Annotated in this window: 11 protein-coding genes; 9 read left to right on the top strand and 2 right to left on the bottom strand. The window is 72.2% G+C overall.

All coding sequences use genetic code 11. The features are described from left to right. Window positions 1–77 precede the first annotated feature (77 nt). From ACSMXR_RS17665 to ACSMXR_RS17675, 3 genes are all read left to right on the top strand, one after another. A complete protein-coding gene (locus tag ACSMXR_RS17665; RefSeq protein WP_137229295.1) occupies window positions 78–737 on the top strand; it encodes a response regulator in 660 nt (219 codons plus the stop codon). A gap of 103 nt (window positions 738–840) precedes the next feature. Beyond that, window positions 841–1,284, top strand: coding sequence for a pyridoxamine 5'-phosphate oxidase family protein (locus tag ACSMXR_RS17670; protein WP_137229297.1), 444 nt, complete (start codon window positions 841–843; stop codon window positions 1,282–1,284). A 137-nt stretch (window positions 1,285–1,421) separates the two neighbouring features. Then, entirely contained in the window at window positions 1,422–2,453 is a 1,032-nt protein-coding gene (locus ACSMXR_RS17675; protein ID WP_376185522.1) for a phosphotransferase, read from the top strand. Window positions 2,454–2,533: 80 nt separating this feature from the next. Here the strand turns inward: ACSMXR_RS17675 and ACSMXR_RS17680 are convergent, their stop codons facing one another. Next, complete coding sequence (locus ACSMXR_RS17680; protein ID WP_137229299.1) at window positions 2,534–4,129, bottom strand: protein kinase domain-containing protein; 1,596 nt, start codon at window positions 4,127–4,129, stop codon at window positions 2,534–2,536. A gap of 360 nt (window positions 4,130–4,489) precedes the next feature. Here ACSMXR_RS17680 and ACSMXR_RS17685 point away from each other — a divergent pair, with 360 nt between their 5' ends. From ACSMXR_RS17685 to ACSMXR_RS17710, 6 genes are all read left to right on the top strand, one after another. After that, the gene (locus ACSMXR_RS17685; protein WP_473172306.1) at window positions 4,490–6,124 is read left to right on the top strand and encodes a protein kinase domain-containing protein; all 1,635 of its coding nucleotides are present in this window, start codon (window positions 4,490–4,492) and stop codon (window positions 6,122–6,124) included. A gap of 178 nt (window positions 6,125–6,302) precedes the next feature. Next, the gene (locus tag ACSMXR_RS17690; RefSeq protein WP_137229303.1) at window positions 6,303–7,040 is read left to right on the top strand and encodes a hypothetical protein; all 738 of its coding nucleotides are present in this window, start codon (window positions 6,303–6,305) and stop codon (window positions 7,038–7,040) included. An 82-nt stretch (window positions 7,041–7,122) separates the two neighbouring features. Further along, window positions 7,123–7,746: a PadR family transcriptional regulator gene (locus tag ACSMXR_RS17695; protein ID WP_137229305.1), complete on the top strand. Its 624-nt coding sequence runs from the start codon at window positions 7,123–7,125 to the stop codon at window positions 7,744–7,746. A 51-nt stretch (window positions 7,747–7,797) separates the two neighbouring features. Beyond that, on the top strand, window positions 7,798–8,580 hold the full coding sequence (locus ACSMXR_RS17700) for an ABC transporter ATP-binding protein (RefSeq protein ID WP_137229306.1): 783 nt from the start codon (window positions 7,798–7,800) through the stop codon (window positions 8,578–8,580). Beyond that, a complete protein-coding gene (locus ACSMXR_RS17705; RefSeq protein ID WP_473172307.1) occupies window positions 8,577–11,444 on the top strand; it encodes an FtsX-like permease family protein in 2,868 nt (955 codons plus the stop codon). Before ACSMXR_RS17700 ends, ACSMXR_RS17705 begins: the two co-directional genes overlap by 4 nt. Before the next feature lie 110 nt (window positions 11,445–11,554). Continuing rightward, on the top strand, window positions 11,555–12,103 hold the full coding sequence (locus ACSMXR_RS17710) for a bacterial proteasome activator family protein (protein ID WP_073776059.1): 549 nt from the start codon (window positions 11,555–11,557) through the stop codon (window positions 12,101–12,103). 147 nt (window positions 12,104–12,250) lie between these two features. Here the strand turns inward: ACSMXR_RS17710 and ACSMXR_RS17715 are convergent, their stop codons facing one another. Then, window positions 12,251–13,243 (bottom strand): NAD(P)H-quinone oxidoreductase, encoded by a 993-nt coding sequence (locus ACSMXR_RS17715; RefSeq protein WP_473172308.1) that lies wholly within the window; start codon window positions 13,241–13,243, stop codon window positions 12,251–12,253. Between the last annotated feature and the right edge of the window lie 11 nt (window positions 13,244–13,254).

The raw sequence follows: 13,254 nt of genomic DNA on the forward strand, positions 1-13,254 counted from the left end.
CCGGAACAACGGCACGTTATCCCGCGGATCAGCGCCAGGGAAGAGCGGAGGGGAAGCGAGTGTGTGAGACTGCGATCGTGCGCGAAGAAGGAAAAATCACGGTATTTCTGCTCGACGATCATGAGGTCGTCCGGCGTGGCGTCCATGAGCTGCTCGCCTCCGAACCGGACATCGAGGTGGTCGGCGAGGCCGGTACGGCGGCGGACGCCCTGGTGCGGATCCCGGCGACGCGTCCCGATGTGGCGGTGCTCGACGTGCGGCTGCCGGACGGCAGCGGGGTGGAGGTGTGCCGGGAGGTCCGTTCCCAGGACGAGAACATCAAATGCCTGATGCTCACCTCGTACGCCGATGACGAGGCGCTTTTCGACGCGATCATGGCGGGCGCCTCGGGATATGTGCTGAAGGCGATCCGCGGCAATGAACTGCTGAATGCGGTACGGGACGTGGCCGCCGGAAAATCGCTGCTGGACCCGGTGGCGACCGCCCGGGTGCTGGAGCGGCTGCGCGACGGCGGCAACGGCAAAGGCGACGACAAGCTCGCCGGCCTCACCGAGCAGGAGCGCAAGATCCTGGACCTGATCGGCGAGGGGCTGACCAACCGGGTCATCGGGGAGCGTCTGCACCTCGCCGAGAAGACCATCAAGAACTATGTCTCCAGCCTGCTGTCCAAGCTGGGCATGGAGCGCCGCTCGCAGGCGGCCGCGTATGTCGCACGGCTCCAGGCCGAGCGCCGCTGAGCCCCGCGCGGGCCGTCCCGCCCCCGCGCCGGGACTTTGGTCCCGCACCACCCGGGGCAGGCGACTCTTACGCGGCCCCTACGCCCGGGGGACAGTGGAAGCCATGTCCTTCGACTCCCACGGATCCCGCCACGCACGCCGCGCGGTCGGCACGGTCGAACGGGCCGAGCCGCTCGATCTGCTCGGCCGGGTCCCGTACGGCCGCCTCGCGACCAGCATGCGGGCCCTGCCGTTCCTGGCGGTGGCCCGGCACATCGTGTGCGACGGCCGCATCCTGCTGCGGATGCACAGCGGTTTCGGCCATCACGAGGCGTGCGACGGCAGCGTCGTCGCGTACGGGGCGGACAACTACAACGACGCGGCGTCCGGCGACGGCGGCAATCTGTGGTCGGTGCAGTTCACCGGCCCCGCCGAGATCGTGCACCCCCGCCCCGAGCAGGAGGAACTGTTCGGCGCGGCGCCCGTCTCCGTCAACGGGGAGCCCTATGCGCCGGCCTATCTGCGGGTCGATCCGCACTTCGTCACGGAACACACGCTGGATTTCTGAGACTTCGGCTCCGTGACGCCTTTAGCGCACCGGCGGGCGTGACCGCAAGTCCGCAAAGCGGCCACGCAGAGTGATCTAACATCTGGTAAGTGCCGCGCTCATATGTCACTCGTCCACCTGTTCCCCCGGTCGGCGAGGTGCTGCGCCGTTACCCGGGCGTGGGCGAGCCGCTCGCCTGCGAGCCGATCACCAAAGGCCTGCTGAACCACGGGTACCGCGTCTCCACCACGAGCGGTTCCTATTTCCTCAAGCACCATCTCGACAAGAAGCACCTGGACGACCCCAGCGGGGAACGCGCCGCGATCGTGCGCCAGCACCGCGCCACCCAGCGCCTGCAGTCGCTCGGCGTGCCCGTCGTCCCGCCGCTGACCGACACCCGGGGCGACACCGTCACCGTGATCGGCGAACGGTGTTACGCCCTCCACCCCTGGGTCAACGGCCTCCACCGGGTCGGCGCCCAGCTGACCCTCGCCCAGTCGCAGCGGCTCGGAACACTCCTGGGGACCGTGCACACCGGCCTGGAACAGGTGATGGCGCCGCGCGACGGCCCGCATCCGGCGAGAGAGCCCGCCCGGCCGGCACACCGCAGCCCGGACGCCGCCGACACCTTCGCGCTGATCGACGACCTGCTGGCCGCCGCGCGCGGGCAGGGCGGCCGGGACACCCCGCGCGACGCCTTCGACGAACTCGCCGTGCACCGGCTCGTGGAGCGCCGCGCCCTGCTCGAACAGCACGCCCACCGCCGCCCGCCCACCCCGGACGGACCGGCCACGGGGTGGGTGCACGGGGACTTCCACCCGCTGAACCTGCTCTACCGGGGCGCCGATCCGGTCGCGATCGTGGACTGGGACCGGCTGGACGTACAGCCGCGCGCCGAGGAGGCGGTACGGGCGGCGGCGATCTTCTTCGTCCGGCCGGCCGGGGAGCTGGACCTCGCGAAGGTCAGGGCGTACGCCCGCGCGTACCGGCGGGCCGCCGGGGCGGGGGCGGCGGAGCTGGCGGCGGCGGTGCACCGGGTGTGGTGGGAGCGGCTCAACGACTTCTGGATACTCCGCTGGCGCTACCGCCTCGACGACCGCAGGGCCGACCCGCAGTTCCCCGCGGTGTCGGCCCTGGCGGTGTGGTGGACGCGGGAGTACGAGGCGGTGTGCGCGGCCTTCACGGAGTGAATCGGTGCATCACCGCATGAGCCCGGCGCGCGCCACTGGGGCGCACGCCGGGCTCAGAGGTGATGCGGTGCGGTGGCGCGTTACCCCGCCGTGGCACCCACAGAGGTGTCTCCGGGCGTGGTGCCCGTACCGCCGTCGTCCCCGCCCGCGCCGCCGTCGTTCCCGCCGGCGCCGCCCGGGGTGCCGGGGTCGGTGCTCGGATCGGTCGGATCGCCGGTGGGCTCGCCGCTGCTGCCCTCGTTGGTGCTGCCGTCCGACGTGCCGCCGTCCGTGTCGGTCGGCGTCGGGGACGGGCTGAACGTGGGCTCGCTCGGCGTCGGGTCCGGGGTCCACGGAGGCGGATTGGGCTGGGTCTGGCCGCCGCTGGTGGTGTCCGGATCCTCCGGCTCGTCGCTCTCCTCCTCGGACGGCTCCTCCGAGGGCTCCTCCTCGGACTGGCTGACCGAGGTGGACGGGGTGACCGGCTTCTTCTTGTCGCCGCCGTCGTCCTGGGCCGCGTTGATGGCGAACGCGACGCCCGCGCCGATCGCGATCAGGGCCAGCAGGACGAAGAGCCACATCTTGCCGCGCCCGCCGGAGCGCCGCTGCCCGCCGCCACCGTCGTACCCGCCGTCGTCCGGGTTGTACGGCGGCAGGATCGGGCCCTGCGAGGTGTCTCCGTGCATCGGGTGGCCCATGGCGCGGGTGGAGCCGGTCATCCCGTGCGGCGGGGTCTGGCCGCCCTCGTGCAGCGTGACCGGGCCGGTGTTCCAGGTGCCCGTGTGACCGCCCTGCACCTGGAGCATCTGCAGGCTGTACTGGACGAGCCCGCGCATCTCCTCGGCGCTCTGGAACCGGTCGTCCGGGTCCTTCGCCAGCGAGCGCATCACCATCCCGTCCAGCTCCGGCGGCACCACGTCCGAGACCTCGGACGGCGGCACCGGGATGTCCTGGACGTGCTGGTAGACCACCGAGAGCGGGGTCTCGCCGGTGAACGGGGGCCGCAGCGCGAGCAGCTCGTAGAGCAGGCAGCCGGTGGCGTACAGGTCGGACCGGTGGTCGACGGCCTTGCCGAGCGCCTGCTCGGGGGAGAGGTACTGCGGGGTGCCCATGACCATGCCGGTCTGGGTCATCGTCGACTGCGCGCCGTGCAGCGCGCGGGCGATGCCGAAGTCCATCACCTTGACCGCGCCGGAGTCCGTGATGATCACGTTGGCGGGCTTGATGTCACGGTGCACGATGCCGTGCTGGTGCGAGTACGCCAGGGCTTCCAGCACACCCGAGACGATGATCAGCGCCTGCTCGGGCGGCGGGGCCTCGGCGGTCAGGAGGAGGTCGCGGATGGTGCGGCCCTCGACCAGCTCCATCACGATGTACGGCACGGTCTGGCCGCCCACGACGTCCTCGCCGGAGTCGTACACGGCGACGATCGCGTGGTGGTTGAGGCCCGCGACGGACTGTGCCTCGCGGGTGAAGCGGGCCTTGGAGACCGGGTCCTCGGCCAGGTCGGAGCGGAGCAGCTTCACCGCGACCGTCCGTCCGAGCCGGACGTCCTCCGCCGCGTAGACCTCCGCCATGCCGCCCCGGCCGAGCCGGTGGGTCATCCGGTAACGTCCGTCACCGACGACGCCCCCGACGCCCCAGGAGTCGGTGCCATCCGAAACTCCGCCGCCGTTTGCTTCGGAATCGGGTGCCATCAGTCCTCGCCGTCGTATCTGTCCGCGCGTCCGCGGGTTCTCACGGTGCCTTGCTGCACTTGCTGCATTGCCACGTCACGCTACAGCCTCCGCCGGACACCCCGGTTCCGCTGCGGCAGGATCATCGGACCGCCCGGCGCGTCCTACACCTGAATTTGATGCGTTTCCTGTAACGCTTCCGAGACGCTTCTTGTGCGTAGGGTCACGGAACGGGCACCCGGCTTGACGTGTCGGACCCCTGCGGCAGACTTGGCGCGTAATCGCGTTGTACGGGAACCGCGTCGCACGCCATCACGTCAGACAGAAACTGTCAGGCAGAACATCGCGTGCCACCGCGCGCCGCCGAGGGGGATGCAAGTCATGAGCCAGGACGGCGCACAGGGCCGCTATGCGGGCGGGGCGGTCGCGGGCGGCCGCTACCAGCTGCGCGACCTGCTCGGCGAGGGCGGGATGGCCTCCGTCTACCTGGCCTACGACTCCGCCCTGGACCGCCAGGTGGCGATCAAGACCCTGCACACCGAGCTCGGCCGCGAGCAGTCCTTCCGCGAGCGCTTCCGGCGCGAGGCGCAGGCCGTCGCCAAGCTCCAGCACACCAACATCGTCTCCGTCTTCGACACCGGCGAGGACGAGCTCGGCGGTGCGCTGATGCCGTACATCGTCATGGAGTACGTGGAGGGGCAGCCGCTGGGCTCGGTGCTGGCCGCCGACATCCGCGATCACGGCGCGATGCCGGCCGACAAGGCGCTCAAGGTGACGGCGGACGTGCTCGCCGCCCTGGAGACCAGCCACGAGATGGGTCTGGTCCACCGGGACATCAAGCCCGGCAACGTGATGATGACCAAGCGCGGCGTCGTCAAGGTGATGGACTTCGGCATCGCCCGCGCCATGCAGTCCGGCGTCACCTCGATGACCCAGACCGGCATGGTCGTCGGCACCCCGCAGTACCTCTCCCCCGAGCAGGCCCTGGGCCGCGGCGTCGACGCCCGCTCCGACCTGTACTCGGTCGGCATCATGCTCTTCCAGCTGCTCACCGGCCGGATCCCGTTCGACGCGGACTCGCCGCTGGCCATCGCGTACGCGCATGTGCAGGAGGAGCCGGTCGCGCCCTCCAGCATCAACCGGGCGGTCACCCCGGCGATGGACGCCCTCGTCGCCCGCGCCCTCAAGAAGAACCCGAACGAGCGCTTCCCGAGCGCCGCCGCGATGCGCGACGAGATCGCCCGGGTGCTGAACGCCTCCGGCGGCCAGACCGGCGCCCCGGTGATCGTGGCCGGCGGCGGGCCCGCCAACAGCGGTTCCGGTGTCGGTTCGGCGGTGTTCCCGCCGGTCGACCAGAGCACCCCGGCGCCGCACAGCGTGCAGACGCCGTACCAGCCGCATCCGCAGCACCAGCAGCACCAGCAGCCCGGCCCGTACAGCCAGCCGACCCCGGCGCCCACGCCGAGCTACGGCTACCCGCAGTCCGGCCAGGTCCAGGGTTACCCGACCCCGGGCCCCCTGTCGCACCAGACCCCGCCGCCGTACTCGATCAGCCCGCAGCACGCGACGGCCGTCGGCACCACCGACCGCGGCGGCTCGAAGCGGAACATGCCGGTCATCGTCGGCTCGATCGTCGTGGCCCTGCTGGCCGTCGGCGGTCTGATCACCGCGATCGCCCTCCAGGGCAAGGACGACGAGGCGGGCACGGGCACCGAGCAGGTGGAGGGCTACCGCCCGCCGGAGCGCAACCGCACGATGAAGGACACGGAGTGCTCCGGCGCGTCCGAGGACTCCAACGACCCGAAGAAGGTCCGCGCGCCCAGCTTCATCTACAAGGACATCCTGTCGGCGAAGGCGTGCGCCGCCGCCGCCGGCTGGACGATCAAGGAGATCGAGGAGCCGGGCAACACGTACGCCGACGGCCAGGTCGTCGGCCAGTTCCCGTCCTCCGGTGCGGCGGTCGACGAGCGCGGCGCCCACTTCGAGCTGAAGGTCTCCACCGGCAAGCCCTCCTGAATCTCCGCCGGTACGTCGGACACCGCCCGGCCGGGCGGTGTCCGAAGATGATCGTTACGGGTCCACGGATCTCGCCGGATCTTCGTCGTGGACCGGTGAGCGGACCGGTAATGAGCCCCTGACTTCCGGATACCGCGTCCGGGATGCCGGATACAGGGGCGCGTGTGACGCTGATCTCATGGCTCCAGGACTTCCGGCCGCATGGCCGTCGAGGTGTGCGGTCTGTCTGCTGGCGGCGGTCGGAGCGGCGCTGGGGCCGTCGGCGGGCTCCGCCCACGGTTCATCGGCCCCCGACGGTCCGCCGTCCATGACCGCCACGGCCCCCGGGGCGTCGAGCCCCGCCGCCACCGCGTCCGCCGCCCCGTCCTCCCCCGCCTCTCCGCCGCCCGTCCTGTCGGGCTCCACGTCCCCCTCGGCGTTTCCTTCCGCCCTGCCCCTGCCGTCCGGCGTTCCGGTCCCCGGAGCGTCGGGGACCGGTCCGGTCCCGTCCTCCCCGGCGGCGACCGGACGCGACGCGCAGGCCCCCGCCGGGCCCGGGGCCGAGGAGCCGGAACCCTCTTCCTCCGCTTCCGCTTCTCCCGATGTCTCCGGGTCGACCGCCCCATTGGCCGGGCGCGAGGCCGGGGCCGGGAAGGAGCGTCCCGGGCGTTCGCTGTCGCCGCTGGAGCAGGCGCGGGCCGAGGATCCCGTCGAGGAGGACGAGCCCGAGGAGGCCGAGGAGCCGGTGGTGGACGCCGTCGACCTGCCCGTTTCCCCTCCGCCGTCCAGTGCCTTCACCGATCCGGGGCAGCGGTCCGTGCAGGCGCTGGACGCCGCGGACGTACGCCGCGTGCAGCAGGTCTCGCTCGGTTCGGGCATCGCCCTGGTCGGTCTCGGGCTCGGCTTCCTCGCGTTCCGTATGCGCCGTACGAACTGAGCGTCGCGCCCCGCGGGTTTCGCCTCCTCCCGGCGGCCGTCGAGACTTGCCAGGACGAACATACTCGGTATACATACTCAGTATGTCCATTCGCCACGGCCTGCTGGCCCTGCTGGAGCGGGGCCCGCGTTACGGGTCCCGGCTCCGCACCGAGTTCGAGTCGCGCACCGGCTCCACCTGGCCCCTGAACGTCGGCCAGGTCTACACGACGCTCAGCCGCCTGGAACGCGACGGCATGATCGTCCAGGACGGTACGGACGACGCCGGGCACGACCTCTACGCGATCACCGACGACGGCCGCGCCGAGCTGCGCACCTGGTTCGAGACGCCCGTGGACCGCACCAGTCCGCCCCGCGACGAGCTGGCCATCAAGCTCGCCATGGCCGTCGGCGCGCCGGGCGTCGACATCCGCGCCGTCATCCAGTCCCAGCGCCACCACACGCTCCAGGCGATGCAGGACTACACCCGGCTCAAGGCCCAGGCCCTGGCCGACGTCCCGGCCAACCGGGACGAGGTCGCCTGGCTGCTCGTCGTGGAGCAGCTGATCTTCCAGGCGGAGGCCGAGGCCCGCTGGCTCGACCACTGCGAGTCCCGGCTCGTCCGCCTCGCCGAGGCCGCCGCCGTCGAGCCCGCCGACGAGCCCGGTCCCGCGGCCACCCGCGGCCCGGCCCGCTCACTGGCCGGCCGCACCCGCTCCCAGCGCTGACGCCGCCGCCCACACCTGACCCAGTCCGTTCCTAGGGGGGAACCACCCGTCATGCCCTCGTCCGCCACACCTCCGCCCCCGCCGTCCTCCGGGACGCCCGGCGGCAGCCCCGTACTCGAACTGCGGGCGCTGACCCGTACCCACGGCTCCGGCATCGCCGAGGTGCACGCCCTGCGCGGAATCCACCTCTCCGTCCACCCGGGTGAACTGGTCGCCGTGATGGGCCCCTCCGGCTCCGGCAAGTCCACCCTGCTGACCCTGGCCGGCGGGCTCGACACCGCCACCAGCGGCCAGGTGGTCATCGAGGGCCAGGACATCGCCGCCCTCGGCCCCAAGGGGATGGCCGCCCTGCGCCGCCGCAGCGTCGGTTACGTCTTCCAGGACTACAACCTCATCCCCGCCCTGACCGCCGCCGAGAACATCGCGCTGCCCCGCGAACTCGACGGCGTCTCCGTGCGCAAGGCCCGCAAGGAGGCCCTCGCCGCGCTGGCCGAGATGAAGCTGACCGAGATCGCCGACCGCTTCCCCGACGAGATGTCCGGCGGCCAGCAGCAGCGCGTCGCCATCGCCCGCGCCCTCGTCGGCGACCGGCGCCTCGTGCTGGCCGACGAGCCGACCGGAGCACTCGACTCCGAGACCGGCGAATCCGTCCTCGCCCTGCTGCGCACCCGCTGCGACCAGGGCGCGGCCGGCGTCATGGTCACCCATGAGCCCCGTTACGCGGCCTGGGCCGACCGGGTCGTCTTCCTCCGCGACGGCTCGATCGTCGACCAGACGCTCACCACCAAAGCCGACTCCCTCCTCTCCGCCGGAACCGCCGAGGCCGCCACGTGAACCCCCTCCCCGGTTGGCGCGCCGCCTTCCGCATAGCCCGGCGCGACGCCGCACGGGCCAAGGGCCGCAGCGCCCTGGTCGTCGCGATGATCGCGCTGCCGGTCCTCGGTGTGACCGCCGCCGACCTCACCTACCGCAGCGCCCTGCCCACCAGGGCCGAGGAGCTGACGGCCGATCTGGGCTCGGCCGACGCCCGGTTCACGGCCACGAGCCTGGGCCCGATGAAGCTTCAGCAGATGCCCGACGGCATCAACTGGAACCCGGCCGAGGGCACCACCGACCCCACGCCCGAGGAGCAGGCGAGGCCGGTCGACGTGACCGCGACCTTCCCCGAGGGCTCGCGTCACCTCACCGAGCGGAGCGTGCCCGCGTCGGTGACCACCCGCCACGGCATCACCGACACCGAGATCACCGAACTGCGCATCGGCGACCCGATGCTGCGCGGCCGGATCGAACTCACCGACGGAAGCTTCCCCCGGGCCGCCGACGAGATCGCGGCGACCGAGAAGTTCATCGAATCGTCCGGGCTGTCCGTCGGCGACCGCATCACCGTGCGCGGCCCCGACCAGACCTACACGCTCACCGGCGCCGTCGAACTCCCCGCCGACCTGCGGGCCGACTCCCTCTACGCGCTCCCCGGCTCGGTCATCGCCCCCTGGCAGAAGACCGCCGACGGCGACAAGAGCGTCCTGCCGCCCCAGGCGACCGACCCGAAGTGGCTGGTCCAGGTCCCGTCCGGAGCGGGCGTGACCTGGCAGGACGTCCTCGCCGCCAACGAGAAGGGCGTGGTGGTCACGTCCCGCCAGGTCGTCCTGGATCCGCCGCCGGACTCCGAGGTCCCGATGGCGTCCATGATGGGCGAGTCGTTCGACACGGAGACGGCGCTGACCGCGGCCGCTCTCACGGTGACCGCCATGGCCCTCCTGGAGATCGTGCTGCTGGCCGGTCCGGCGTTCGCCGTGGGCGCCCGCCGCTCGCGCCGCCAGCTGGGCCTGGTCGGTTCGTGCGGCGGCAGCCGGGGCCAGGTCCGGGCCGTGGTGCTCGCGGGCGGCGCGGTGCTCGGCGGGGTCGGCGCGGTGGCCGGGGTCGGCGCCGGGTTCGGCCTGACCGTCCTGTTCCGCCCGCTGATCGAGGACTACACGGGCAACCGCTTCGGCGAACTGACCGTACGGCCCTGGGAGATCCTCGGCATCGCCGTGCTCGGCCTGGTCACCGGTGTCCTCGCCGCGCTCGCCCCGGCGATCGTCGCGGGCCGCCAGTCGGTCCTGGAGTCGCTCACCGGCCGGCGCGGCATCCGCCGCAGCTCCCGGGTGCTGCCCGTCATCGGTGTCGTCGCGCTCGCGGTCGGCGTCGCGATCGCGGTCTACGGCGGGATCAGCGGCAGCACCAATCTCGTCGCCGGTGGATCCGTCCTCGCCGAACTGGGCGTCCTGTGCTGCATCCCGGTGATCGTCGGCCTCCTCGGCCGGCTCGGCCGACGGCTTCCGCTGACGCCCCGGATCGCGCTGCGCGACGCGGCCCGCAACCGCGGCCGTACCGCACCCGCCGTCGCCGCCGTGATGGCGGCCGTCGCGGGCAGCATCGCCATCGCCACGTACACCAGCAGCAACGCCGCCGAGCAGGAGTACGACTTCGTGCCCAACATGACGCCGGGCACCGTCGCGCTGATGGACTCCGGCGGCGGCAGCGGCGACACCGCCGATCTGGCGGTCTCCCGGGCCGCCGTCGAGCAGAACTTCCCGGTCGGCGGCGGGCGCGCCGACATCGGGCGGGTCTGGGCCGGCAGCGACTGCATGGACTACTACGAGGAGGACGGCGCCGGCTGCGGCACCCTCGAACTCGTCAAGCCCACCGGCAAGGGCCACTCCTGCCCGCTGAAGGGCAAGGGCGCCAAGGAGCTGGCCCTGCGGATCTCGGCCGACGAGCACAAGCGGCTGATGAACTCCCCGGCCTGCATGGACGAGAACTACACGATGATCGCGTTCGGCTCCGACGAGCACAAGATCGTCGTCGGGGGCGCGGACGTGCTCTCCACGTACGTGAAGCTCGACGACCCGGAGGCGGCGAAGGCCCTGGCCGAGGGCACGCCCGTCCTGCTGAACTCGGCGTACGCGAAGAACGGCGAGGTCACCCTCAAGGCCGCGCACATCTACAACGACCGCGACAAGAAGAACCGGGCCCTGCACCCCGGCAAGGCCCGCACCACCACGGAACAGCTGAAGGTGTACGTCGCGGAGGACCGTTTCGCGGCGACGCCGGGCATCCGGATGGTCATGCCGAAGCAGACCGCGCAGCGGCTCGGCCTGCACGTCGAGGACCACGGCAGCTTCTACCCGCTCACCCGCGAGGCCACGGACGCCGAGCACCAGGCCGCCTACTCGGCGCTCCTGCGGGCCGGTGACCACGGGTACCTCATGACCTCGAACGAGCGGTACCGCACGGAGGACGACACGATCCTGCTGATCCTCGCCCTCTTCGCCGGAGTGGTGACCCTGGGCGCCGCGGCCATCACGACCGGGCTGTCCAAGGCCGACGCGGAGGCCGACCTCACCACGCTCAGCGCGGTGGGCGCGCCCCCGGGCGTACGGCGTTCGCTGTCCGGCTTCCAGTGCCTGGTCGTCGCCCTGACCGGCGTGCTCCTGGGAACGGCGGCGGGGCTCGTGCCCGCGGTCGCCCTGCGCCTGACCGATCTGCGCGCGGCGCTGGAGGACATGCGCGAGGACCCGATGGAGTCGGCGTACACGCCGATCGTGATGCCGTGGGAGACCATCGGGCTGCTGGCCCTGGTCGTCCCGGTGCTCGCCGGGCTGCTGGCCGCCGCCCTCACCAGCTCCCGGCTGACGCTGGCCCGGCGCGCGGGCTGAACGCCCCTTCCGGCGCTCCCGGCAGGGATCCGGTGCCCCCGAGGACGGTGGATCATCCGTTTTCGGGGGCACCACCGTGGGGTACGGCATGTGTGCGAGACAATGGCGGCATGGAAATGCCGAGGAATGACCGGTCGCAGGAGCACCCGCAGGTCCTTGTCGTGGGCCAGGACGGAATGGCTATCGGCGGCGGTGCCAGTGACGACGAGTCGCGCGAGGTCCCGGTGACGGAAATGGTGGAACAGCCCGCGAAGGTCATGCGCATCGGCAGCATGATCAAGCAGCTTCTGGAAGAGGTCAGGGCGGCTCCTCTCGACGAGGCGAGCCGGGTCAGGCTCAAGGAGATCCACGCCAGCTCCGTGAAGGAGCTGGAGGACGGCCTGGCGCCCGAGCTGGTCGAGGAGCTGGAGCGGCTCTCGCTGCCGTTCACCGAGGAGTCGGTGCCCTCCGAGGCCGAGCTGCGGATCGCCCAGGCACAGCTCGTGGGCTGGCTGGAGGGGCTTTTCCATGGCATCCAGACGGCGCTGTTCGCCCAGCAGATGGCGGCCCGCGCCCAGCTGGAGCAGATGCGCCGGGCCCTGCCGCCCGGCATGGGCCATGAGGACGAGGAGGGCGGCGCGGACCCGCACGGCCCGATCCGTTCCGGCCCGTATCTGTAAACCCGTATCCGCCCCCGGAGACCGAGGACCGACCGCGAGGGGCCCGGCGGCACACCGTGCGGTGTGCCGCCGGGCCCCTTCGTCGTACGTGCGGGTGTCCTGTCCGCCGAGGTCGGGCGTCGTTACGGGGGCGGGCCCTGCTACGGGTCAGGCAGCGGCCGACGGTGCGGTCAGCAGGACCTTGCCGATGTGCGCGCTGGACTCCAGCACCCGGTGCGCCTCGGCCGCGTCCGCCATCGGCAGCGCCCGGTCCACCACGGGCCGGACCACCCCGTCGGCGATCAGCGGCCACACGTGCTCGCGTACGGCGGCGACGATGGCGGCCTTCTCGTGGAGCGGGCGGCCGCGCAGCGAGGTCGCGGTGACGGCGGCCCGCTTGGTCAGCAGGGCGCCGAGATTCAGCTCACCCTTGGCCCCGCCCTGGAGTCCGATGATCGCGAGGCGGCCGTTGACGGCGAGCGCCTGGACGTTCCGGTCGAGGTACTTGGCGCCGATGAGGTCCAGGATGACGTCGGCCCCCGCTCCGGCGGTGTTCTCGCGGATCTCCTCGACGAAGTCCTGCTCGCGGTAGTTGATGAGGATGTCCGCCCCCAGCTCGGCGCACCGCGCGAGCTTCTCCGGGCTGCCCGCCGTGACCGCGACCCGGGCGCCGACCGCCTTGGCCAGCTGGATCGCCATCGTGCCGATGCCGCTGGAGCCGCCGTGGACCAGGAAGGTCTCGCCGGGGCGGAGGTGGGAAATCATGAACACGTTCGACCAGACTGTCGCGGTGACCTCGGGCAGCGCCGCGGCCTCCACCAGGTCGACGCCCTCCGGTACGGGCAGGAGCTGGCCCACCGGAACGGCGACCTTCTCCGCGTAACCGCCGCCCGCCAGCAGCGCGCACACGGCGTCGCCGACCGCCCAGCCGGTCACCCCGGGGCCGAGTGCGAGGATGCGGCCCGCGCACTCCAGGCCGGGGTAGGGGGACGCGCCGGGCGGCGGGTTGTAGAAGCCCTGCCGCTGGAGCACATCGGCGCGGTTCACGGCACTGGCGACGACCTCGACGAGGACCTCGCCGTCGCCGGGTACGGGATCGGGCACCTCGGCCCACACGAGCGCCTCGGGGCCGCCGGGTTCAGGAATCGTGATCGCATGCATGGCCGCGAGGC

The sequence above is a fragment of the Streptomyces sp. DSM 106670 genome (genome assembly GCF_055792845.1).